Below are 21,329 nucleotides of genomic sequence, written 5' to 3'. Positions count from 1 at the left end.
CGGCAGAGAGGACCCGAACATGACCGCCATCGACAAAGACGACCCAACGAAGCCTTCTGCGGCTTGGCCCGAGGGCTTCACCGGCCTGCTCGCCGGACAGGGGTGCGGGATGTGCGCGACGCCCGACGAGGACGACATCGGGTGGGGCATCCGCTTCTTCGCCGGTACCTACCTCGACGCCTACCTGTGGCGCAGCGGCCGGATCCGCGGCTACACGGTCGCCCGCTGGAAGCGGCCGCGTCACGTCGCCGATCCGACCGAGCTCAACGAGCAGGAAGCCGCCGGATTCTGGCGCGAACTGCTCATCGTGGGCGACATCTTGAAGCAGCACTACGAGCCGCTGAAGCTGAACATCGCGCTGTTCGGCAACGTCCTGCCCCACCTGCACGCGCACGTCATCCCCCGGACCCTCGACGACGGAGGCCAGGACGAGCAACAAGTCGCGGCCGACACTCTCGCTCTGCGCGCGCTGCTCGCCGCGGGTGAGACGGAGTCCGACGTCCTCGCGCAGGAAGGCACCGACTGGTGACCGACTTCGACATCGACGCCTACCACCGTGCCGCCCAGACCGGGCCGTGCTTCGTTTGTCAGATGCTCGCCGGGGCGCCCGGCTACGAACACCGGATCGTCTACGACGACGGCGACCACGTCGCCTTCCTCGACAAGCATCCGACCCTGTACGGCAAGCTCCTGGTGACGCCCAGGGCGCACGTCGAGGACACGATCGGAGGTTTCACCGAGGAGGGTTACCTCGCGCTGCAGCGCGTCGTCCACCAGGTCGCCGGCGCCCTCGCGAAGGTCGTCGAGACCGAGCGGATGTACATCATGAGCCTCGGCAGCATGCAGGGCAACGCGCACGTGCACTGGCACATCGCGCCGCTCCCACCCGGCGTCCCGTACCACGAGCAGCAGTTCTACGCCCTGGACTGGAGCACACGCGGTCGCCTCCAGCTCGCCGACGATGAGGCCGACCATCTGGCCGAGCGTCTGCGTGCACAACTGGACCGACCCGTGGTCGGTGAAGAGGCGTGACCGAGCACCCGACGACCAGCCGCTCCCGGGCCGGAACGCAAAGCCCCGTCAGGGAGGGGTCCACCTCCGACTGGGCGACGATGCAGGCCAGCGCGATCATGGTCCGTCAGCTGTACGACCAGTTGAACCAGCAGAGATTGCGCCGCTCGTGGGATCTCGGCGACTTCGCCCTCGGCTTCGTCGGCGATGTCGGCGACCTGGCAAAACTCCTCATGGCGCACCAGGGGCAGCGCACGGATCTCGTGGTCGACGAGGAGAAGATCGTGCACGAGCTCTCGGACTGCCTGTTCTCGCTGATTGTGATCGCCCACGAGACCGGAATCCCGCTGGGTGACCGATTCACCGCCGACATGACCGCGCTATCGACCCGGGTCCGCGACATGCTCGCCACCGGCAACAGTGACCCGGACACCCACACCAGACCCGGTGTAGAGAAGCCCGATCCTGCCCCGGACACCAGCACATGACCCCTGACCTCCGGTTGCTGCCGCCAGACGGCACTAACGGCAGCAACCGGACCCTTGCGAACTCTTCCGGGACCCAGTGGCGTGCCTGGCTCACCCCGCCCCGACACCACGACCCGGGAAACGTGCCACCTCGCCCTGACAGCACCACTGTTGGCCGCGGCGGTGGGCGTCATGGCCCACGCCCATCCGCGGACTCCGACGCCTGCCCACGCCCGGCTGACGGAGCGCTGCGTGGGCCGTACCACCTGATCGACCCCGGCCCCACGACTGACAAGGAGACATCCCGGATGGCAACCGTCCACGAGCACGCCCCCGAGACCGGACCGGCACCGCGCCGCTACAGCGAACCGGTGGACGCCCACCTGATCCTGCGTCGGGGCGACACCGTGCTCCTTGCCCGGCGCGCTGGATCCCCTTACGCCAACGGCCTGTTCAACTGCGTGTCCGGACACGTCGACGGACCTGACGAGGACATCGTCGACTCGGTGATCCGCGAAGCCCGCGAAGAGGCCGGCATCACCGTAACGCGGGCAGATCTGCGCCTCGCGGTCATTGTCCAGCACCGAAACCCCTACGGAAGGCAACGCACCGGGTGGTTCCTGGAGGCGAGGCGCTGGAGCGGCGGCGAGCCGTGGATCTGCGAGCCGGATCTGTGTACGGAGATGGGCTGGTGGCCCCTGGACGGCCTGCCGGAGAAGGAGATGGTGGCCTACTGCCACGCCGGCCTCGATGCCTACCGGCACGGCAAGCGGATCATCCTGCACCGCCAGCAGCCGGGCGACACCGTCGCCTACCAACCCGGCGGAACCAACCGCAGCACCAACCTTCCCTTCAGCGACCCGCCCGGAGCCGGGCACCTCGACGCGGCACTGCGATCCTTCGCTGAGCAAGTCGCCGGGCCAATCGCCGAAGTTCAGGACGTGTCCTGGCCGAGGCCGGAGAGCCGCGTGTGGCGGATCGTGACCGGGGCCGGAGCGACCGTCTACCTCAAGCAGCACCAGAACGCGCACTTCCACGCTCGCGAAGTCTCTGGCCTGAACGGCCCGGCTCGCGCGCTCGCCGAGCACACGCCACACCTGCTGGCCGCGGACCCAGACATGCGCGCCGTTCTGGTCACCGAAGTCCCCGGCCGACTTCTCAAGCACCTGCTACTGCCCAGGACGGATGCCGCGGACGTCTACTGGCGGCTGGGTGCTCTCGTGCGCGCCTTCCACGACGCGGCCCCGCCCCGGCCAGGCCCCGCCCCCAGCAGCTACCGCGCGAAGCTCGATCGCCACCTGGAAGTGGCCCGCCCGCATCTCGGGCCCGGCGACGAAGAGCTGGTGCGCGCACTGGCTGACCGCCTTGACCACCTTCCGCCGCTCGACCATGTGCCGACGATCGGCGACCTGGCCGAGCGCAACGTCCTGGTCACCGAGGACCTGACCGTCGGCCTGGTCGACTTCGAGCGCTCCGAGCCCGGACCCAGGGTGCGGGACCTCGTGCGTCTGCTCGATGAATGGGCCTACCGCCCCGACCTGGAAACCGCGTTCCTGACCGGCTACGGGCGCACCCTGACCCAGGCCGAGACAGCGCTGCTCCCCGTGCTGGAAGCCCTCGACGCGGTCTCCGGCATCGCCTGGGGCGGCGCCGAAGGCGGACGGGACCGGCACCTGGTCGCACGCGGACAGCGCACCCTCGCCCGCCTCCACACCGCCCTCCCCACGTCGTGACCGGCAGCGGGCGGACCACTTCGGCGCCAGAGCCGGTCAAGGGTGCGGCGAACGAGACCGGACCACCAGGACATCGACGAAGGAGCCATGGGATGGGTGTGGGATTTCGCGGTGGGTGAGGAGAAGTGGCGGGCACGCATGGGCGCCTTGCGGCAGACGGTCCGTCAGGACCTCGTCGCGCGGCAGCTCGCGGCGCACCTGCCGGACACGCCTGGCCGGCGCGTTCTGGACATCGGCTGCGGGTAGGGCACACAGGCCGTCCGGCTGGCCGTCGACGTCTCCCCCCTGGTTCCTCCTCCGCACGCCGCGCGAGCAGGTCACCTGGTTCGACCCAAGCGAGTAGACGGCAGTCGAGTGGCTTCCCTGGCGGCAGGTCCTCACTGAAGCGATCAGCACCCTCGACCCCCACCTGCACCGCTTCACCTGCAAATTCATGCACCACTGACCAAAAGTCCCCCAGGAGCCGTTCGGAGGCGTCCAGTCCGACCACCTTGTGACCGCGCCGCGCCCACATCGGCCACACGTGCCACCACGTCCCGTCCCGAAGGAAGCGAGCATGACCACCATCACGACGAAGCGAGACAACTGGAACGCCACCTACGGCGAGGGCAACCCCTTCACGCCGCTGCGGGAGGAGGAACGCCGCCTGCTGGACCGATGCCTCCCACGGCTCGGAGGCGGTATGGCGCTGGACATCGGCAGCGGCACCGGGGAACTCACCCGTCACTTGGCCGGCCTTGGCTGGACTACGACGGGTGTTGACCTCTCCCGTACCGCCGTTGAGCACGCCCGCAACGCCGCCGCGCAGGACGGCGTCCACGTCTGTTACCGGTGTTTGGACGTCGATCGCGACGGCTTCGATGCTTTCCCCCGTGCAGCCTTCGACCTGATCACCTGCCGCCTGACCGCGGCGTTCCTGGACCGGCAACGGTTCCTCGCCCTTGTGCGGCACCTGTTGCGTCCCGGCGGCACCCTCGTCGTCACCACCCCGACGGCCGCCCGGACGCCCGTTGAGCGGCGTCACGTCGCCCTGGACGAAGAGCAGATCACTGAACTCGCCGCGGCGTTCGCAGCCGTTGAGCGCCTTGAGGCGGGGGATCTCGCTGTCCTGCTGCTCCGCGACCCGCTGCCCTCGCACGCCGCCCGCGAGAAGCTCGTCCCGGCCGCGAACAGCCTGTTCGGCGTCGGCATCGTCATCCACGACACGGTGACGAACAGCGTGCTGCTCGGCACCTCCGCCCGGTTCCCGGGCCTGCTCGAAGCCATCGGCGGCAAACCCCACCCGGGGGAGCACCTCACCGTGACCGCGGCGCGGGAGGTCGAAGAGGAGACCGGGCTCCTTGTCGCCCCAAGTGATGTGCAGCTGTTGGCCATGGTGGTGGACGAGCGTGGCGAACTGCCGCGCGCCACCGTCGTCGCCTACGTCAACCGCTTCACCGGAACCCCGCTGGCGCGGGAGCCGCACTTGATCGACAGCTGGGCATGGCATCCGATCGGCCCGCTGCCCGCACCGCTGTTCCAGCCCAGCCTCGACGTGCTCGCGTCGGCGTTCCCCCATGCCTTCCAGTCCGCGAATGCTGCGCACGTGTACCCGCTCACCTCCCGCGCCGCCTTGATGCAGACCGCACGGCAGGACCCGCAGGCGTACCCGCCTGCGGGTCCGGCGTCGCGCGAGGGCGGTTGCCAGTGTGGTCGTCTCCGTTACCGTGCCACCGGGATTCCGGACTGGCCGCACAGTTGCTCGTGCCGTCACTGTCGTTCCCTGTCGGGTGCGACGGAGATGACCTGGGTCAGCTTCGAACTCGCAGAGTTCTCGTGGACCGGCCCCGGTGGCGAGCCGGCCTGGCACTACACGTGGCCCGACTCCCGGCGCGGTCACTGCTCCGACTGCGGCAGTCAGGTCTGCGCCCTCGACGACGGCGCGACGAGCATCGCGGTCACCCTCACCTCCCTCGACGACCCGAACGAACTCGTCCCGGTACACCAGGGCTTCCGCGACGACGCCCTGCTGTGGCGCGAGCCCGTCCCCACGGTGTCCGAGGCGTGAGCCCCGACGCACCGGCCCAGCGGCCGGTCACCACCACCGGACTGCCCAAACCGGCTACGGCGGACGAAGCCTCGGGGATCCATGGCTGGACGACCCTCACGACGGTAGAGCTTCAGGGCGGGCGGATGAGCCTGCACGTGGACGAGGTCGTGCGCCCCAACGGCAGCACGGGCTCCTACAAGTACATCGCCCTGCCCGATGGCGTGCGCGTGGCAGCCCTGGATGAGGAAGGCCGCCTGGCCCTGCTGGAGGAGGACGTGTACGTGTGCGGTCAGCGCCTCCTCCTGCTGCCCGGTGGCGGCGTGGAGAAGGGGGAGACTCCCGAACAGGCAGCGGTGCGAGAACTCGCCGAAGAGGGCGGCATCACCGCCGGCGATCTCCGGCTGCTCACGCGGATGCGGCGCATGCCCGCCAACGCCCGGACCACCGAGCACCTCTACCTGGCCCGCGACTTGCAGCTCGGTGCTCCCGACCGCGAGGCCAGCGAAGAGGGCATGACGCTGCGCTGGACGCCGCTGGACGAGGCCGTCGAGATGTGCGGCGACGGGCGGATCACCGAGGCCGGCACGCTCGCCGCGATCCTGCTGACCGCCCAGTTCCTCTCCCGCGAGGCGGAGCTGAAGCCCACCGACACCAGGACGGAGCGACACCGTGGCTGAGAGTGCAGTGCCGCAGCAGGCAGGAACGGTGGGCTCGGAGCGTCGAGGGATCACCACGCGGCACTTCGAGGAGACGATCTTGGACTACCTGGACCGGTACCCGTCCGACCGCGACAAGCTGGAGCGGGTCCTGGTTCTCCTCCGGGACGGGATCGACCTGGCCGACCGCAACGACCCGCGTCAACACGCCACCGCGGGCGCGGTGTTGTTCAACCGGCAGGGCCGGATCCTCCTGGTGCACCACAAGGGTCTGGACATGTGGGTGCAGCCGGGCGGCCACGTCGAGCACCACGACCGCCGTCTCGTGGACGCGGCCTTGCGCGAGCTGACCGAGGAGACCGGCATCACCCGCGACCAAGTGCGGCCCCTGCTCGACGGTCCCGTGCAGATCGACACCGGAGACTTCCCGGCCGCGCCGGGCCGCCCGGCACACCTGCACGTCGACTTCCGCTACGCCTTCGTCACGGACGCCGACGTGATGACGCTCCAGGCAGAGGAGATCACGGACGCCCGCTGGTACGACCTGGACAACCCGGAGGTGGCGAGGTCGGGCCTGACCCATCTCGCCGCCCTCCTTCCCGCCCTCGCCGCCAGCGCGGGATCTGCCGCCGCTTCGGGCAATCCGGTGCGGTCCACCGCCGGGCGATCTGGGACGCGAGCGCCTCACCCGCTCCCGGATACGCCGGCCGTTGTGAACGGGGATGAATGCCATGGTCAGTGACACCACTGAGGTGGAGCCGGAGGACGTGGACGACGAGGCCCTGACGTTCGTGCTGTCGAACGAATCCCAGGGCGAGGTGGCACGGCAGATCACGACGGCCGGAATGGCGACCCGTCTGCCCAGGCTGATGCGCGAGGCTCTCGCGCTGGCTTGGAGGGTCGACCCGCGGCTCGTCGTGGCGCTGCTGCTGTGCCAGCTGGTCTCCGCGGTCTGCGGGGCGTTTGGTCTGCTCGCGACGAACAGCACCATCACCGCCCTGATCGCCTCCGGTCATATCACCGCCCGCCTGCAGCAGGCGCTGCCCGCTGTGGCGGTTCTGGCCGGGATGGCGGGCCTTCGGGCTCTGCTCGCGATCGCGGTGTCGGGACTGTCGAGCCGACTTCAGCCGGCCGTCACGCGCCTGGCGCAGTACGTGCAGCTGGAGGCCGCGACGACCGCGGAGCTGGCGGCCTACGATCATCCGGGGTTCAACGACCGCTGGGACCTGGCCGGGCAGGGAGCAGGGTTCGTCGCCGACATGCTCGGCGAGGTGCAGAACACGATCTCCTCGGCGGCCTCCCTGGTCGCGGCGGCCGTGGTGCTGGCGGTGATCAACCCGTGGCTGCTGCCGTTGACGTTGGTGGCGGCGATTCCCCAGGCCGTGGCGGCGATCCGCTCCGCGCGGGTGCAGTACGAGGCGATGCTGTCGACCCGCGATCAGCGCCGGGTGATGAACCTGCTGCGCTGGTACATGGGCGATCAGTGGCAGGCCGACCAGATCCGCTCCGACACGATCGCGCCGTTCCTTCTGGGCAAGTACAGCCGGGCCGCTGACGACGTCGAGCAGGCCACCAACCGGGCGGTCTGGCGCGGTGCCAGGATCTCCCTGGTCGGGTCGCTGGCGTCGGGGATGACGTTCGGCACGGTGTGGGCGGTGCTGGCGCTGATGCTGTCCGCCGGGTGGATCGGCGTCGCCTCCGCCGGAACGGCGGTGTTCGCCCTCCAGCAGGCGTCGCGCAGCCTGCAAGGCATCGTCGGCTACGGCGCGGCGATCTTCAAGGACGGCCTGTACCTGGACCACTGGTCCGACTTCATCGCCGAGTGCGAGGCGATGCGGATGCACCGCGGCACGGTCGCGCCGGAGACACCCCAGGTGATCGCCGTCCAGAAGGCGTCGTTCACCTATCCCGGCAAGGACGAGGAGATCCTGCACGATGTGGACCTGACGATCCAACAGGGGGAGATCGTCGCCCTGATTGGGGAGAACGGATCGGGGAAGTCCACGCTCATGCGGCTGCTGTGCGGGCTGAACCTGCCGAGCGGCGGCCAGGTCACCTGGGACGGCGTCGACACACGGGACATGGACCCGCTGGCCCTGTGGCGGCAGGTCGCCGTCGTCCCGCAGAAATTCGCCTGCTGGCCGCTCACCGTGCGCGAGAACATCCACCTCGGCCAGCCCCACAGCGACGGCGACGACGCGGTGTGGGAGGCCGCGCGCGCGACCGGCGCCGACGAGGTCGTCGGCAGCCTCCGCTCCGGACTGGGAACGCTGTTGGCCAAGGAATTCTGGGGCGGGAAGTCGCTGTCCGCGGGTGAGTGGCGGCGCATCGCCGTGGCCCGCGCGATCTACAGGAAATCGGGACTCCTGGTCCTGGACGAGCCGACGTCCGACCTGGACCCCGCGGCAGAGCACCGGATCTTCACCCAACTGCGCACCAGCGCACGAGGGAGGGCCGTGATCTTGGTGACCCACAACCTGGCCAACGCCTCCGTCGCCGACCGCATCGTCTGCATGAAGGACGGACGGATCGCGGAAGCCGGCACGTTCGCCGAACTCGCCGAGAAGGAGGGTGGCGTCTTCTCACGGTTGTGGGCGCTGCAGAACGATCGACACATCCCCGGCCCCCGCTACCAGCGGTGACACCCCTGTGAGCGCCCTATGACCAGGTCCCGCGCGAGTCGCTCAACACCCCCGGAGCCGCCGCAGACACCCGATGCCCCCGAGATGTCGCTGGTAGGCACGCCCTTGGAAACGCCGGTTCTGGTCGTGCTCCGTGGCAACAGCGCCAGCGGCAAGTCCTCCCTCGCCCAGAAGCTACGCGAAGCGTATGGGCGCGGGCTTGCGATCGTGAGCCAGGACTACATCCGCCGCCAACTCCTGCGCGAGCGCGACGAACCGGAGGCGGCCAACATCGAACTGATCCTCCTGAACGCCCAGTTCGCCCTGGCCGCCGGCTACCACACGATCGTGGAAGGGATCATGGACGCTGGCCGCTACGGCGGCATGCTGGACACCCTGCGTCGCCAGCACCCAGGTCCACAAGCCTGGTACTACCTCGACATCGCCTTCGAAGAGACCCTGCGTCGGCACTCCACCAAGCCGCAGGCCAACGAAATCAGCGAAGCCCAGATGCGGGACTGGTACCGCGAACGCGACCTCCTTCCCGGCGCGATCGAGCGGGTCATCGGTGCCACCAGCACCCTCGACCAGAGCACCAACCTGATCCTGGCCGACACCCGGCTCCTGGACCGCCGACCCCCACACGCAAAGCCGTGCCGTCCACTGGAGCCAGGCGGTCCGCATCGTGCGGGCCAGCAGCAGGGAACGTGACCACAACCACCCCCCGGCGTCCGCGACCTGAGAAGCGCACGGCCCGCTGAACAGGCCGTTTCGACCGACCAACCGCCCCTGCAAGGAGACTTGAGCATGACCGAGCACCCGACGAACCGCCTAGCGGTAAGCGTCATCGTCCACGACAAGGCTGCCGACACGATCGCCACCGTGCACTACGGCGAGCGCAGCTGGACCGCGCCCGCGTGGACGATCCCCGGCGGCAAAGCCGACTCCGGCGAAATGATCCACCACGCCGCCGCCCGTGAACTGCGCGAGGAGACCGGACTCGCCGTCGACCCGGACGATCTGACCTTGGTCCACACAATCCAAGTCGAACAAGGCTGGGACGGCCAGGGCGGATTCATGCTCTTCGTGTTCGCCACGACCGTGTGGAGCGGCACGCTGACCAACATCGAGGAGAACAAACACCTGGACGTGGCCTGGTCACCCGTCACTGACCTACCGCGACCGATGTTCCCCACCTCGCGTACCGCCATCGACGCCTACCTTGCAGGCGAACCCGCGTTCTCCACCCACGCAGGGCACACCACGCCTCGCGACGAGAACCGGGTCCCCCTGACCCTGGAGCAGCAGTGACGACCGACGGCGAGCACCCATCGTCAACGCGCGATCAACACGTCGCCCCGGACGCCGGGCGCGCCACGAACCACGAGCACCTCAGGGAACCAGAGGGCTCCACCCGAGCAGTACTGCGAGGTGCTGCCCAGGGCGAAGGTCTTCGCCTGCTTGATGTTCACCGACGAGCACGACCGTCTGCTGCAGCTCAGGTCGGTGCGCGAGCAACGCGGGGAGCACAGCTGGAAGGCATCGTGCTCGACCCCGGCGAGCACACCGAATGGGCCGTGAGCTCCCTCGACGAGTGGCGCCCGCTCCTGCCCGCAGACCAGTACGCCAGCTTCCAGGAATTCCATCGGGCCAGGATCACGGGCCTTCCCACCTATCAGGAGACGAGGCCGACACCGTGACCCAGAACGCAGCACCCGGCAGCGGCCGACTGATCGCGGTGCTCGGCGAGATGGCCGAGTTGGGACCTGACGGAGTACAGGCCCACCGCGACATCGGGCGCGCCGCAGCCGCAGAAGGCATCGACATGGTCGTCGCCGTCGGAGACGTCCTGGCCAAACAACTAGCCCTCGCCGCGGGCGCGGCAGGCGTCCCCGAGGTCGCCATCGTCGCCGATAACGCCACCGCGACTTCCTACGTCAACATGATCCTCCGGCCTGGGGACACCGTGCTGGTCAAAGGCTCCCGGTCAGGCATGCGCTGGCAGATCGCACAGGCCCTCGCCGGTCAGCCCGTCACGGGCTGGGGCTCGTGGACATGATTTCCTTCGGCTCAGAGCCTTCACCAGGGCGGTGCTATGACGGTCCACGGGGCCGGTTTCGTAGGCTGGGGAGCCTGCCCGGCGATGCGCCGTGGGCCGCGCCCGTGAACGAGAGAGGAATCCTGTGATGGCCCCTGAGCCCGCGCAGACGGTGACGTCTCCCCAGACGATCTGGGAGTGCAGCCTGGTGTGGGCTGATCTTCTGATCGCCCGTCATGTGGAGGCGCTGGAGCGGTCGCGCTCCGGGCGGTTCGCGCTCTCGGAGGAGGAGACTGCTCTCTACGTCGGAGTCGACGGCTCGCTCGTCTGCTTCGTGATCGCGGCTGCCCTGCACGAGCGCATCGTGCGGCTGGAGTTGTCGTTCCCCGACGCGATCTTTGTTCCGCTTGCTGCTGCGGGGGAGGAGGGGGCGACTGGAACGCTACGGCGTTCGGCGTTCAGCGCGCTTGAGCTCAGCCCCGATCTTGACGACTGGGGCGGGGCGGCGCGGGCGCTGCTGATCCGCACGGCGTTGTCCGCTCACCCGGATGAGCGGCTGCTGTGGGACCGGGTCCGGTCCGCCGCACTGAGGGTGGTGGACGCTGTCGCCAGCTCGACGCCCGCCCAACACACCGGCCATCGCCACCCGGACGTGCAGGAAGACGGCCCTTACTGGGAGCGCGGGATCACGGTTGGGGACGTCATTCTCGGCGAGCAGCGCCGCCGGGAGCTGGAGCACCTCGTGGGTTGGGACGAGGACGGTTACTGAGCGAGCTGACACGAACCTCACAGCGGGGCGTGCCGACGCGGCGGGGGCTGACTTTGCCGGTGTCTACATGTCTTCCGGGGCGTCGGCGGGCCGGTCGTGCTCGTCGTAGTCGAACGTCCACAGGGTCATCTCGGGAAGCACGCCGGGCCCGGGTGGCCAGGGGGCGGCCAGTTTCCGGCCTGTCGAAGCACCGGCGTCCTCCCAACCTCCGGTGGCGATGTCCACGAGCGCCCAGAGGAGTTGGCTCATGAACCCGGCGTGATCAAGGACTGAGGCATCCGAGGGCGTGGGCGGCTCTTCTCCGGTGTTCGCGCGGGCCGCGTCGTCGTAGTGCGCGTGCGTCGCCCGAACCGCTTCCAGCACGCTCCCGGTGGTCAGGTAGAGCGTGATCTTGATGGTGCTCTCCAACATCGCGTTGGGTCGGCCCCAGTCGGAGATCACGACCAGCTCGGCTTGGGCCAGGCTCGGATCTGCTGCGGTGTCCATGTAGGCGATGAGGTGGTGGTTGCCCGAGGTGGTGTCGAGGATCAGGCCGATCCCGGGGGTGGGGAGCGAGCCCACCAGCGCGGTCGGCACTGGGTCGGTGGGGGTGGTGTCCCGGGTCCGGGGAGCGAGGAAGCTGTGTCGCCCCCCGGAGCGCCATGCCCCGAGCGCTGCCAGGCGGGGCCCGTCCCACAATGCCTGGTCCAGGTCGGTGCCGTAGGACGTCGCCAGCACGGCCGTCACCTGAAGCGAAGGCATCCAGCACCACGACGGCCACCGGTCGCGTTCCCGAGCGTGCAGCTCCTCAAGGCGGGCCCAGATGCCGGGGTAGCGCTGCGCGGCCTGCAACTCCAGCCGGTGCCAGTGGTCGGCGGCTTCCCGGTACAGGTGGGCGATCCGCCGTTGGGCGGGGGTGAGTTCGACGTCCCGCTCGGCCGCGAAGACCGAATGGACGGGGATAGGAGTGAGCTCACCGAGCTCGGGTGCGGGCACGAGCATGCGGTCGGGCTCCGGAACGAGTTCCGCGGCGAGCTCTGCGGTACGAGAGGTGATGGACTGCCGCAGCCTTGAGGGTTCTCCGGCTGCCACCATCACGCCGCGCTTCTTGGCCCCTTGTTGCTTCAACTGCTGTGTCACCGACGCTCGGGGACGCCGCTCGCCGAGCGAGGCCGCCGTGGAGGTGAGCGCGTAGAAGGCGGCGACCGCGGTCCGCACCGGTACCGCCGTGTACAGGAGTCCGGACGGGACCTTCTGGTCGACCAGCCGGGAATCCCAGTGCGGCGCGAAAGGAAGGTGCAGGTCGAAGTCCTGGATCAGCGGGAACCACGGGATCTCGGGTCGCCGCAGTTCCGGCGGGGGCGGACACCAGAAGGCCAGGTGGATGCCGGACCCGAAGCCGTCCAGGGGCGGTCCCCACGTCACCGCGGTCAGCAGCCCTCCGCCGGCGGACGCGAGCGGTTCCTCCTCGGACAGGCACAGCATCCCAGTGGGTGAGGGCAACAGATCCGGCGTGAACGGGAGTGGGATCGAGGTGTCCTGGCCGATCTCGCGAACCGCCTGGAGCACGCCGGGCTCCAGCGCGAACGTGGACGCGTCGCTGACCCTGCGGGTTTCCATCTTCAGGAGCGCCTCGGCCTGTTCCGCGTGGGGAAGTGCCTGCCACGCGGCTGGCATGACGAACGTTCCGCCCTGCTCGATGACCTTCGCCCAGAAGACGCGGGCGTAATCGGAGCGCACCCAGGCCAGGGTCTGGGACCGCAGCGTTGCGGCTTGGTCAGCGAGCGGATCAACGAGCATGGCCCGACGATAGCCAGTCGCTAAGTGCCGCCGCCAGGCGCGTGGTTAACCGGGCCAACCACTACAGCCGCAGAAATTGGGCGGTGACGGAGGGATTCCCGGGGGCGTAGATCTGAGCGCTCGCCTGTGGCCGCCGGTCCCCAAGCTGCGGCGGCCTGTCAACATTCTCCTGGCTGCTGGTCGCTCGGTCCGATCGGGATGACGCGCAGCTGCTCCCAACGAATGTACGCGCCGTCGTGCCACTGGGCGACCAGCTGTAGCGCGTCCGCCCGGACGGTCATCGGGTCGGCGACATGGTCGCTCAACCAGATCTTCAACGCGGTCCGGTCCGCCTGCTCCGCCTCTGCCCCGGCGTAGGCGATCGAGACGTGGGGGTAGTACGCCGAGGGCAGGAGCGGCCACCGGTCCCCGGTCTCCGCGCGAACGGCTTCGCGGGCCAACTCCCACAGCCGCCGCGCGGGTTCGCCGGGATGCCCGGCACACTCCAGCGCGACGGTCCCGGGGGTCGCAGGGTTCAGCACAAGGTCGAACGGCTCCACGGCGGCGAGGGCGGCGGTGAGCCGGTCCCCGATCCCGGTGACCTCCTCCTTGGTCAGTTGCTCCATCGGTTCGCCGTGCAGGACCGTGACGTGGATCCACTCGGCGGGGACGGTGTGCAGGCCCGGCGACTCGGCCAGCCCCCGGTAGGGGGCGGTGAGGGTCTCGGCCTCGCTGGGGGTGGGGAGGATGTGGATGTGGAGGTCGCGGCGTCCGGCGGGCCAGGGCGCTGTCGCACGCGTCCCCACGCGCTGGAAGAAGTCGTCCATGCTGCTCGTCTCGTGTCGTTGTGGCGTGGGGACTACCCGGTGGCCCACGGAGGGCTAACCCCGTGTGAGGTCTCGGGCCGTCGGGCAGAGCGGTCGGTTTGCTGCGGGATTGCGAGTGTTGTGTCGGTCTAGGAGGCGTCGTTGCCGGTGCGGGTGAACAGAGGCAGCCGGCGTCGTAGCGGGCGGACGACGGCGTCCTCCTGCCGAGGACTGGGCTGCGGTGCGGTCAGGGTCTGGGGGTAGCGGGCGGACCACTGCGGTCCCTTGGTGCGGTCGAGGAGGTCGTCGGCCAGGCGGAGGCGCTGGATGTCGGAGGTCCCGGCGGGGGCCTCGATGTGGTGGGCGTCGCGTAGCAGGCGCTGGATGGGATGCTCGGTCAGCAGCGCCGCGCCGCCGAGGCACTGCATGGCCAGGTTGGCGCTGGCCAGCACGTTCTCGGTGGCTTCGAGTTTGGTGGCCATCACTTCCGCGTCGCATTCCTCGCCGCGGTCCAGGCGGTTCGCGGCGTCGTAGACCAGGGTGCGGGTGACGAGCAGGTGAGCCTGCATCGCGCCGAGTCGCTGGTGGACGGTGGACTGGTCGGCCAGGGGTTTGCCGTAGCGGGTGGTCGCGGTCGTGTAGGCGGCGGTGTTCTCGACCAGGGCCTGCTGGATGCCGAGGGCGACCGCCGCCAGATTCAGCCGTCCGTACAGGAGGCTGGAGGAGTACGCGGCCTCCAGGCCGTCCCCCTCTACGCGGAGCCGGTTGGCGACCGGCACCCGGCAGTCGGTGAACCGCAGCTCCCCGAAGCTGAAGCCGTGCAGACCAAGCGTGCCCGGGGGATTGGGTACGGTCAGCCCCTGGGCGTCGCCCTCGATGACGAACGCGGTCAATCCGTTGCTTCCGGGCCCGGTGCGGACCACGGTGCAGTGCGGACCTCCCAAGTGGGAGTTGCCGACGAAGATTTTGCTGCCATTGACGAGGTAGTGGTCGCCGTTGCGGCGGGCGGTGCTGGTCATGCCGAGGACGTGGCTGCCGGAGCCGGGCTCGGTGACGGCGATGGTGGGCAGTATGTCGCCGGCGGCGACCTGGGGCAGCCAGCGCTCGTGCTGCTCCGGGCTGCCGAGGTGCTGGATCATGCTGGTGCCGAGCTGGCTGGCCTGGACAGCGGCACCCATGGCCGCGCTGACGCGGGATATCTCCTCGATGATGAGCGCCTTGGCCCGGTGTCTCAGGCCCATGCCGCCGTACTCGGGGGCGATGGTGACGCCGATCCAGCCGCGCCGGCCTGCCTCGCGGACAAGGTCCTCTTCGATCGCTTTGGTGGACTCCATCCGCTCCACGGCCGGGGCGACCTCGGTCTCGGCGAACGCCCTGACCTCGGCGCGCAGCTTCTCGTAGACCTCGGCGAGCTGTTCGGGGGCGGCGGCAGGGTGGGGCGCGGGCATGGGAATCCTCCGGTGTCGGCGCTGCTGCGGGAACGATGCTTGTCCTGGACGTGGTCTCAGCGGGGTTGTGGGGCGGGCTGGTTGAGCAGGGTCATCAGTTCCTCGGCCCGGCGTTCGATGATGGCCAGTGAGGGGCGGCCGGTCGACAGCGGGCGTTCGGTGGGGCCGACCGCGCACACGGTGCCGATGACGGTCCCGGAGTCGGTGTGGACGAGGGGTGCGCCCATGTAGGTGCGGATGCCGATGGCGTCGACCACGGGGTTCCCGGCGAACCTCGGGTAGGCGTATACGTCGGGCAGGATCAGGGGGCTGCGGCGGTCGACGACGTCGGGGCAGTAGCCGAGTTCTCGGGGCATGGTGCGGCCGACCTGGGGAACATCGCTGCCCTGTGGGACGTGGAGGCCGATGAATTGCTGGGCGTCGGTCACGATGTTCACCATCGCGAAGGGCAGCCCGACCTCGCCCGCCAGGTCGGTGGCGAAGGCATCGAAGTCGGGATCTGACTCCAGCAGGTCCAAGCCGAGGTCGCGCAGGACTTGGCGGCGCTGGGCGAGTTCGGGGTCGCGGTCGGCGGTCGCGGGCAGGTGTAGCCCGATGGCGGAGTCGTAGGGCATCAGCGGGTTCCCACGGGAGTCGGAGTCGTGGAGGGGGACAGGGCGAGTGCGTGCCGTACCAGGGTGATCACCACGAGTGCGGCGGCAGGGGTGGATCGTGCGTCGCACAGCACCACCGGGGTCGTCGAGTGGAGCTCAAGAGCGGACCGGACCTCGTCCGCGGTGTACCGGTGCGCGCCGTCGAAAACGTTGACGGCCACGGTGACGGGGATGCCGCGTTCCTCGAAGAAGTCGAGCGAGGCGAAGCAGTCGGTCAGGCGCCGGGTGTCGGCCAGCACCACGGCGCCGGCCGCGCCGTAGGTGAGGTCGTCCCACAGGTAGAGGAAGCGCTCCTGGCCCGGGGTACCGAACAAGTAGAGGATCAGCGGCTGGGGGCCCGTCAGCGTGACTCGGCCGTAGTCCATGGAGACGGTCGTGGTCAGCTTGGCCTCCACCCCGTGCAGCGGATCGCTGGCGGTGCTGGCATCCGAGAGGTACTCCTCGGTGGCCAGCGGTGGGATCTCACTGAGCGCGCCGACGAAGGTGGTCTTGCCCGCCCCGAACCCGCCGGCCACCACGATCTTCACGGCGGCCGGGTCAGGCGACGTCAGGCCATTTGCGGCGTAGCCCAGCAAGGGTTGCCTCCAGGAGTTGGGCGGTGGGGGCGGCATGGGGGTCATGCCCGGCGGGAACGACCAGCCGGAGTAGACGGGCGTCGATCAGGTCCGACGTCAGGACTTTGACGACTTGGACGGGCAGGCGGAGCACGCCCGCGAGTTCAGCGATCGAGCGGTGCCCCGGCTGGCACAGCTCCACGAGTTGTCCTGCCTCCGGGCCGAGCGGCCCCACGGGATTCCCGGTTGCGGTGAGTAGGGTGACCAGGCGCAGCGCGTGCCGGGGCCTGGTCCGCCCTCCCGTGACGGCGTAGGGGCGCATGTCCTGCGTGTCCTGCTCCGCCCAGACGACCGGCAGGTCATGGCCGGTGGCGGGGTGACGGATGGCATCGGAGGGCATCTCACCGGCCGCCGCCGACCGGCACCGCCTGGCGGGAGCCGGTGGTGAGATGGTTCGCCAGGGACCCGATCAGATGGGCCATCTCGGCTCCGACGAGCCCGGCGTCGGCGGAGACGGTGGCGGTCACACCCAGCAGCGTGCTGAGGGTCCTGGAGTTGGCATCGCCTGCTGCATGGTTTCCGGCGTGCATGATGAACAGGAATCCGTCGTCGAATTCGACGACGACCTGGCGAACCCCGCCGAGCGGGCGGATCTCGTTGACGGAGCGGGCGGTCGCGTACTCGCCCGTGATGACTGCCGCGAGTCGGTCGGCATCGTCGATGTCCAGCCCGGCGGATGCGAGTTGGAGTCCGTCGCGGGTGGCTACCAAGGCTGATTCCACGTGGGGGACCTTGTCTGTGAAGTCCCTCAGGAGCGAGCTCAGTCGCGGGTCGGTCGCCATTACACACGTCCTCGATCGTTGGTGGTGTCGGTCATCGGCTCTGGCGCTGCCGCCTCGGGGCGGTCGGCACGCTGCGGGACAAGCTGGTCACGGCCCTGGCTGCGGCCACTGGTGAACGCCGCCGCCAGGCCCGCGGTAGGTGCGCCTCGCGGGGCGGCCGGGATCACGGGGACCTGTCGGCGCGGAGCGCGAGCGTTGCGCTGGGGCAGAGTTGGCCGCCCGTCCGGTCCTGCGGGCGAGGACGCCGGGGCGCTCGCAACTGGCTGGCGCGGCGCGAACGCGGGCACCGCTGTGACCGGTTGCCCGTGAGGGAATGGTTCCCGACTGCTTGGCTGCGGTGCGGCGACCGGGCTGCTGCCCGGAGGGGTGGGCGCGGTCAGCAGATCGGGCGGCAGCACCACGACGGCGACGGTGCCGCCGTACACCGAGTCACCGAGCCTGACGGTGATCCCGTAGCGCTGCGCGATCTGGGACACGACCAGCAGTCCGAGATGTCCGCCGCGGAACAGAGCACGTTGCGCGACCCGGTCGGGCTGGGCCAGCAGGCGGTTGAACTGGTCACGCCGCACGGGATCGATGCGCAGTCCGCGGTCCTCGATCTCAATCGCGAGCCCCGCCGGGACAGCTTGTGCGCGCATCAGCACCTGGCTGTCCGGCGGGGAGAACGCGGCGGCGTTCTCCGCGAGTTCGGCCAGCAGGTGGACGACGGCGGGCCCGGCGTGGCCGAGGACCGCGATGCCCGGCCGGGTCGCGACCACCCGCACCCGGGGATAGTTCTCAATCTCCTGCACGGCGGTGCGCAGCAGCAGCGCGACGTCCAGTGCCTGCCGGACACGGCGCGGGTTCTGTCCGCCCAGCAGCGCCAGGCTCTCGATCGCGCGGCGCAGCCGCGTCGCCAAGTGGTCGATCTTGAATAGATCGTGCAGGAGTTCTGGATCCTCCACCTGCCCCTCCGCGCCGGACAGCGCGTCAAGCAACCGCATCACGAGAGCATGGAGCCGCTGAGCGACGGTCACGAACATCGTCGCCTCGCCAGGCGCGACTCGCTGGGCGAGCTCGGCGACGCGCGCGAGCGCCTCCGCCTCCTGTACGCGCAGCTGCTGGGTCAAGGCGGCCAGTGGACCGCTGGATGGCCCCACCTGATCGAGGGTCGGTTCGGGGGCGTCGCCGGACGCCGCGCGTTCCAGGGCGGCCATCAGCACGAGGTGACGGTGCGCCGACTGGTCACGCAGGTAGCCGGTCCACTGCTCCAGATCCCGCTGGTCCTGCTGGCGGAGCCGGGCGATCTCCTGCTCCGCTGCCAGCTCGGTCACTTTACGCGTACTGACCTGCACCCTCGCCAGGGCCGCCTTCGTCTGCCGCCAGAGCAGCGCGAGTACCGAGAGGGCTACCAGCGCGGCGGCGATGCCCACCACCGCGTCGGCAGGGGTCGTGGTGACCCCGGTCGCGGCTCGGAGCAGCCAGTCGGAGAACAGGGCCGCCACGACCACGAGCGCGGCCAGGACCGTCGTCCGGCCCAACGGAGCCGGCGGCTCCTGCCGACCCCGGGAGCCGCGACGGTGGGGGCGGCGCGACCCTATCGATGGGGACACGTCAGCACACATCAGATCAGAACTCTCATCCGGGAAACGACACGGGAGTTGGAAGGAGCAGCGCACGCAGGCCTCGCACCGTTACGAAAGGCACCAGCTGGCAACGCCGGATCCGCGCACGAACGGCAGCCCGGCCTGGCGAGCGCGGCGGTCGGCCGGGACGGCGCTGCTCGGATCTGGCCTGCCGCGTTAGGCGGGTGGGGCTACGGCTTGATCCCGACACCGCCGTACAACGCGATGTCAGTGTCCGGCGGGCAGAAGTCACCCGGCCGCCGCCACCGCGAGACCGGAACCACACCGGGGTCCAGCAACTCGACCGGCCCGAACAGTTCGCCGATCTCCCGGGCGCTCGCCCACGACCCCTGAATGCTCTGCCCGTACACCTGCGCGATCGTCTGCGCAGTCTCCGGCGCGAGACTCTCCGGACAGCCGTGAGAGATCACGACCGCGCTGCCACTCGGCAACGGCTCCAGATACCTGGACACCAGCGCCCGAGCCTGCCGCGGGTCGGGGACGAAGTGGAGAACCGCCAGCAGCAGTACGGCCACAGGCTGGCCGAGGTCCAGGGTGTCGGCCGCCGAGGCGAGGATCTTCTCCGGATGGAGCAGGTCCTCCTCGACGTACCGGATCCTGCCGCCCCCGGCGCCGGTGAGCAGTGCCCGCGCGTGGGCCAAGACCATGGGGTCGTTGTCGAGGTAGACCACTCGGGCCTCCGGATCGACGCTCTGGGCGATCTCGTGCGTATTGGGGGCCAACGGCAGGCCGGTGCCCACGTCCAGGAACTGACGAACCCCGCGTTCAACTAGCCCACGCACCGCTCGGTGAAGGAAGTCCCGGTTCTCCCGAGCTGAGGTCCGCACACCGGGCCACGCGGCCGCAACCCGCTCGGCAACCTCGCGGTCCGCCGGGAAGTTGTCCTTGCCGCCCAGCCAGTAGTTGTAGACCCGAGCGGAGTGCGGTCGGTCGGTGTGCAGCTCCCGAGAGGTCGGGCGAGCCGGGTCGGCCAGGCCAGTCGTCCAGACCGCGCGGGAATCGAATAGCCGAGCCGACGACAGGGAAGACGGATCGGCGACAGCGGCATCGCTGCGAGGTCGCTGATTGCCGGGCGTGGTCACGAGCGGTCTCCGGTTCGGTTCAGGAGGACGTTGGGTGGTGCCGCTGCCCGGCCCCGACGGGGGAGGCAAGGCCGGGCAGCGGGCTGTAGGGATGCAGCGGGAGGTTGAAGCCCGCGGAGTGACTGTTCAGGACTCCCTGCGCATCCGGGGTGGTGGGATCAGGACGGTGACTTTCCGCTGGCCAGTGACCGGGTCACGACCTTCTGGACGCGCTCCTCGGGACGGTCTGCGCTTGGTGATTGATTGATGGGCGACCGGAATCGCGCGGACGGTCAGGCCGCTGCGGCTGTAGGTGGACGGTGGGGCGCGACGGCCTTCCCGTCCGGCAGCACCTCGCCGGTGTCCTCGAAGACGAGGATGCCGATACACAACCCGGCCCACCCTTGGGCGGGGTGGCTGGCGACGACAGCGGCGGCCTGACGGTCGGCACTGTCGGGGCTGGGGCACGAGGGGGTGTGCTGGCACATTGTCAGACCTTCCGGGGATCGCTGCTTGTGGGTCGTTCGAGAACTGCTGTGCTGGCTTGGCTTCGACGTCTGCGTTTCATTAAGCAACCACACAAACGAAAGGCGTCCGGCATCGAAGCGGACCGCTTCCGGTGTCCGCTTGAGCCGCCCCAATACGGCGCCGGCACCAGCGGAGAGGAGCGAAGTCCGCAGTCGTAAGCGGACACCGACCGACTTGAAGCGGACAGACCATTCGATGGGGTGACGTCGACGAAGAAGCCTGCTGCGCGCGGCTTCCCTGGCACGCGCAGTGCGGACGGGGTCTGGGGCGCCTGCGTCGAGCGCGTCTGCAAGGCCGGAGCGGGGGTGGGAGTGCGGTGGTCAGGTAGCTTGGGCGGCCAAGGCCAGCACGGCTATGGGCAAACGAACGGTCCAGCGTGCTTTCCGGGCAGCCTGGTGAATCGCTGTACGCCGGCGTGGGACGGGCTGCAGGGCGCACGAGACCGGCATGATCCTGGCGCAGCTCGGAGACCCGGACTCAGCCCAGGGCACCTCCACCACGCGCTCGCAATCCACGGGCTGGACCGGCGCCGGACCTGCGCGGTCGTCCTCGCCGATCTCGGCCAGGTTCACCTCCGCCGCCACGACACAGACGCGGCCTTGGCTACCTGGAGCGACTTCCTCGACATAGCCGAAGGCGTCCGCTCGTTCACGGTCACCGACGGCCGTCAACGACAGGCGGGCCTGCCTCTACCGGTTCAGTGAGGTGCCTGCCGCCCAGGAAGTTGACC

General features: G+C 69.6%; 24 protein-coding genes. 13 read left to right on the top strand and 11 right to left on the bottom strand.

Going from position 1 to position 21,329, the window contains the following annotated elements; all coding sequences use genetic code 11:
* Nucleotides 1–19: 19 nt before the first annotated feature.
* From I2501_RS27895 to I2501_RS27845, 11 genes are all read left to right on the top strand, one after another.
* Nucleotides 20–529, top strand: a complete 510-nt coding sequence (locus I2501_RS27895; RefSeq protein ID WP_236047309.1) for an HIT family protein — start codon at nt 20–22, stop codon at nt 527–529.
* Nucleotides 526–1,032 carry an HIT family protein gene (locus I2501_RS27890; RefSeq protein ID WP_328806681.1) on the top strand — a complete coding sequence of 169 codons (507 nt, stop codon included), beginning with the start codon at nt 526–528 and terminating at the stop codon, nt 1,030–1,032. Before I2501_RS27895 ends, I2501_RS27890 begins: the two co-directional genes overlap by 4 nt.
* Entirely contained in the window at nt 1,029–1,499 is a 471-nt protein-coding gene (locus I2501_RS27885) for a nucleoside triphosphate pyrophosphohydrolase family protein (RefSeq protein ID WP_196197010.1), read from the top strand. The genes I2501_RS27890 and I2501_RS27885 overlap by 4 nt, the downstream gene beginning before the upstream one ends.
* Nucleotides 1,500–1,786: 287 nt before the next feature.
* Complete coding sequence (locus tag I2501_RS27880; RefSeq protein WP_196197009.1) at nt 1,787–3,211, top strand: phosphotransferase; 1,425 nt, start codon at nt 1,787–1,789, stop codon at nt 3,209–3,211.
* An 87-nt stretch (nt 3,212–3,298) separates the two neighbouring features.
* Nucleotides 3,299–3,457 carry a hypothetical protein gene (locus I2501_RS27875; RefSeq protein WP_196197008.1) on the top strand — a complete coding sequence of 53 codons (159 nt, stop codon included), beginning with the start codon at nt 3,299–3,301 and terminating at the stop codon, nt 3,455–3,457.
* Between the two features lie 310 nt (nt 3,458–3,767).
* Entirely contained in the window at nt 3,768–5,258 is a 1,491-nt protein-coding gene (locus tag I2501_RS27870) for a methyltransferase domain-containing protein (RefSeq protein WP_196197007.1), read from the top strand.
* Complete coding sequence (locus I2501_RS27865) at nt 5,255–5,917, top strand: NUDIX hydrolase (RefSeq protein WP_328806680.1); 663 nt, start codon at nt 5,255–5,257, stop codon at nt 5,915–5,917. The genes I2501_RS27870 and I2501_RS27865 overlap by 4 nt, the downstream gene beginning before the upstream one ends.
* A complete protein-coding gene (locus tag I2501_RS27860) occupies nt 5,910–6,638 on the top strand; it encodes an NUDIX hydrolase (protein ID WP_215910062.1) in 729 nt (242 codons plus the stop codon). Before I2501_RS27865 ends, I2501_RS27860 begins: the two co-directional genes overlap by 8 nt.
* On the top strand, nt 6,628–8,538 hold the full coding sequence (locus I2501_RS27855; protein ID WP_236047308.1) for an ABC transporter ATP-binding protein: 1,911 nt from the start codon (nt 6,628–6,630) through the stop codon (nt 8,536–8,538). The genes I2501_RS27860 and I2501_RS27855 overlap by 11 nt, the downstream gene beginning before the upstream one ends.
* An 84-nt stretch (nt 8,539–8,622) precedes the next feature.
* Entirely contained in the window at nt 8,623–9,228 is a 606-nt protein-coding gene (locus I2501_RS27850) for an AAA family ATPase (protein ID WP_196197005.1), read from the top strand.
* A gap of 96 nt (nt 9,229–9,324) precedes the next feature.
* The gene (locus tag I2501_RS27845) at nt 9,325–9,828 is read left to right on the top strand and encodes an NUDIX domain-containing protein (protein ID WP_196197004.1); all 504 of its coding nucleotides are present in this window, start codon (nt 9,325–9,327) and stop codon (nt 9,826–9,828) included.
* Between the two features lie 23 nt (nt 9,829–9,851).
* Here I2501_RS27845 and I2501_RS27840 read toward each other — a convergent pair whose 3' ends face one another.
* Nucleotides 9,852–10,163, bottom strand: a complete 312-nt coding sequence (locus tag I2501_RS27840) for a hypothetical protein (RefSeq protein WP_196197003.1) — start codon at nt 10,161–10,163, stop codon at nt 9,852–9,854.
* A 50-nt stretch (nt 10,164–10,213) separates the two neighbouring features.
* On the opposite strand from I2501_RS27840, the gene I2501_RS27835 reads away from it, so the two are divergent.
* Together I2501_RS27835 and I2501_RS27830 are read left to right on the top strand one after the other, a co-directional pair.
* A complete protein-coding gene (locus tag I2501_RS27835) occupies nt 10,214–10,576 on the top strand; it encodes a glutamate ligase domain-containing protein (protein ID WP_328806679.1) in 363 nt (120 codons plus the stop codon).
* 127 nt (nt 10,577–10,703) lie between these two features.
* A complete protein-coding gene (locus tag I2501_RS27830) occupies nt 10,704–11,324 on the top strand; it encodes a hypothetical protein (protein WP_196197002.1) in 621 nt (206 codons plus the stop codon).
* 63 nt (nt 11,325–11,387) lie between these two features.
* On the opposite strand, the gene I2501_RS27825 is transcribed toward I2501_RS27830, so the two are convergent.
* From I2501_RS27825 to I2501_RS27780, 10 genes are all read right to left on the bottom strand, one after another.
* Complete coding sequence (locus tag I2501_RS27825; protein ID WP_196197001.1) at nt 11,388–13,103, bottom strand: hypothetical protein; 1,716 nt, start codon at nt 13,101–13,103, stop codon at nt 11,388–11,390.
* Nucleotides 13,104–13,261: 158 nt separating this feature from the next.
* Complete coding sequence (locus tag I2501_RS27820; RefSeq protein ID WP_196197000.1) at nt 13,262–13,909, bottom strand: 2'-5' RNA ligase family protein; 648 nt, start codon at nt 13,907–13,909, stop codon at nt 13,262–13,264.
* A 128-nt stretch (nt 13,910–14,037) separates the two neighbouring features.
* Nucleotides 14,038–15,336 carry an acyl-CoA dehydrogenase family protein gene (locus I2501_RS27815; RefSeq protein WP_196196999.1) on the bottom strand — a complete coding sequence of 433 codons (1,299 nt, stop codon included), beginning with the start codon at nt 15,334–15,336 and terminating at the stop codon, nt 14,038–14,040.
* Nucleotides 15,337–15,392: 56 nt separating this feature from the next.
* Nucleotides 15,393–15,950 carry a GAF domain-containing protein gene (locus tag I2501_RS27810; RefSeq protein ID WP_196196998.1) on the bottom strand — a complete coding sequence of 186 codons (558 nt, stop codon included), beginning with the start codon at nt 15,948–15,950 and terminating at the stop codon, nt 15,393–15,395.
* Complete coding sequence (locus tag I2501_RS27805) at nt 15,950–16,516, bottom strand: GTP-binding protein (protein ID WP_408022790.1); 567 nt, start codon at nt 16,514–16,516, stop codon at nt 15,950–15,952. Before I2501_RS27805 ends, I2501_RS27810 begins: the two co-directional genes overlap by 1 nt.
* A 10-nt stretch (nt 16,517–16,526) precedes the next feature.
* Nucleotides 16,527–16,943, bottom strand: coding sequence for a DUF742 domain-containing protein (locus I2501_RS27800; RefSeq protein WP_196196997.1), 417 nt, complete (start codon nt 16,941–16,943; stop codon nt 16,527–16,529).
* Between the two features lies 1 nt (nt 16,944).
* On the bottom strand, nt 16,945–17,385 hold the full coding sequence (locus I2501_RS27795) for a roadblock/LC7 domain-containing protein (protein ID WP_236047307.1): 441 nt from the start codon (nt 17,383–17,385) through the stop codon (nt 16,945–16,947).
* Complete coding sequence (locus tag I2501_RS27790) at nt 17,385–18,905, bottom strand: ATP-binding protein (RefSeq protein ID WP_196196995.1); 1,521 nt, start codon at nt 18,903–18,905, stop codon at nt 17,385–17,387. Before I2501_RS27790 ends, I2501_RS27795 begins: the two co-directional genes overlap by 1 nt.
* Nucleotides 18,906–19,180: 275 nt before the next feature.
* Nucleotides 19,181–20,092 (bottom strand): SAM-dependent methyltransferase, encoded by a 912-nt coding sequence (locus I2501_RS27785; protein ID WP_328806678.1) that lies wholly within the window; start codon nt 20,090–20,092, stop codon nt 19,181–19,183.
* Nucleotides 20,093–20,364: 272 nt separating this feature from the next.
* Complete coding sequence (locus I2501_RS27780) at nt 20,365–20,559, bottom strand: DUF5999 family protein (protein ID WP_196196994.1); 195 nt, start codon at nt 20,557–20,559, stop codon at nt 20,365–20,367.
* Nucleotides 20,560–21,329 lie beyond the last annotated feature (770 nt).

Source organism: Streptacidiphilus fuscans, assembly GCF_015690355.1.
Lineage (GTDB): Bacteria > Actinomycetota > Actinomycetes > Streptomycetales > Streptomycetaceae > Streptacidiphilus > Streptacidiphilus fuscans.
The sequence above is the reverse complement of the archived record's forward strand: the minus strand, read 5'-3'. Positions and strand labels throughout refer to the sequence as shown.

What these genes read in the sequence shown, in the direction of transcription:
- I2501_RS27895 (WP_236047309.1), top strand. Translation starts at nt 20, where the DNA reads ATGACCGCCATCGACAAAGACGACCCAACGAAGCCTTCTGCGGCTTGG.
- I2501_RS27880 (WP_196197009.1), top strand. Translation starts at nt 1,787, where the DNA reads ATGGCAACCGTCCACGAGCACGCCCCCGAGACCGGACCGGCACCGCGC.
- I2501_RS27875 (WP_196197008.1), top strand. Translation starts at nt 3,299, where the DNA reads ATGGGATGGGTGTGGGATTTCGCGGTGGGTGAGGAGAAGTGGCGGGCA.
- I2501_RS27870 (WP_196197007.1), top strand. Translation starts at nt 3,768, where the DNA reads ATGACCACCATCACGACGAAGCGAGACAACTGGAACGCCACCTACGGC.
- I2501_RS27855 (WP_236047308.1), top strand. Translation starts at nt 6,628, where the DNA reads ATGGTCAGTGACACCACTGAGGTGGAGCCGGAGGACGTGGACGACGAG.
- I2501_RS27850 (WP_196197005.1), top strand. Translation starts at nt 8,623, where the DNA reads ATGTCGCTGGTAGGCACGCCCTTGGAAACGCCGGTTCTGGTCGTGCTC.
- I2501_RS27845 (WP_196197004.1), top strand. Translation starts at nt 9,325, where the DNA reads ATGACCGAGCACCCGACGAACCGCCTAGCGGTAAGCGTCATCGTCCAC.
- I2501_RS27840 (WP_196197003.1), bottom strand. Translation starts at nt 10,163, where the DNA reads ATGGAATTCCTGGAAGCTGGCGTACTGGTCTGCGGGCAGGAGCGGGCG.
- I2501_RS27830 (WP_196197002.1), top strand. Translation starts at nt 10,704, where the DNA reads ATGGCCCCTGAGCCCGCGCAGACGGTGACGTCTCCCCAGACGATCTGG.
- I2501_RS27825 (WP_196197001.1), bottom strand. Translation starts at nt 13,103, where the DNA reads ATGCTCGTTGATCCGCTCGCTGACCAAGCCGCAACGCTGCGGTCCCAG.
- I2501_RS27820 (WP_196197000.1), bottom strand. Translation starts at nt 13,909, where the DNA reads ATGGACGACTTCTTCCAGCGCGTGGGGACGCGTGCGACAGCGCCCTGG.
- I2501_RS27815 (WP_196196999.1), bottom strand. Translation starts at nt 15,336, where the DNA reads ATGCCCGCGCCCCACCCTGCCGCCGCCCCCGAACAGCTCGCCGAGGTC.
- I2501_RS27810 (WP_196196998.1), bottom strand. Translation starts at nt 15,950, where the DNA reads ATGCCCTACGACTCCGCCATCGGGCTACACCTGCCCGCGACCGCCGAC.
- I2501_RS27800 (WP_196196997.1), bottom strand. Translation starts at nt 16,943, where the DNA reads ATGCCCTCCGATGCCATCCGTCACCCCGCCACCGGCCATGACCTGCCG.
- I2501_RS27795 (WP_236047307.1), bottom strand. Translation starts at nt 17,385, where the DNA reads ATGGCGACCGACCCGCGACTGAGCTCGCTCCTGAGGGACTTCACAGAC.
- I2501_RS27780 (WP_196196994.1), bottom strand. Translation starts at nt 20,559, where the DNA reads ATGTGCCAGCACACCCCCTCGTGCCCCAGCCCCGACAGTGCCGACCGT.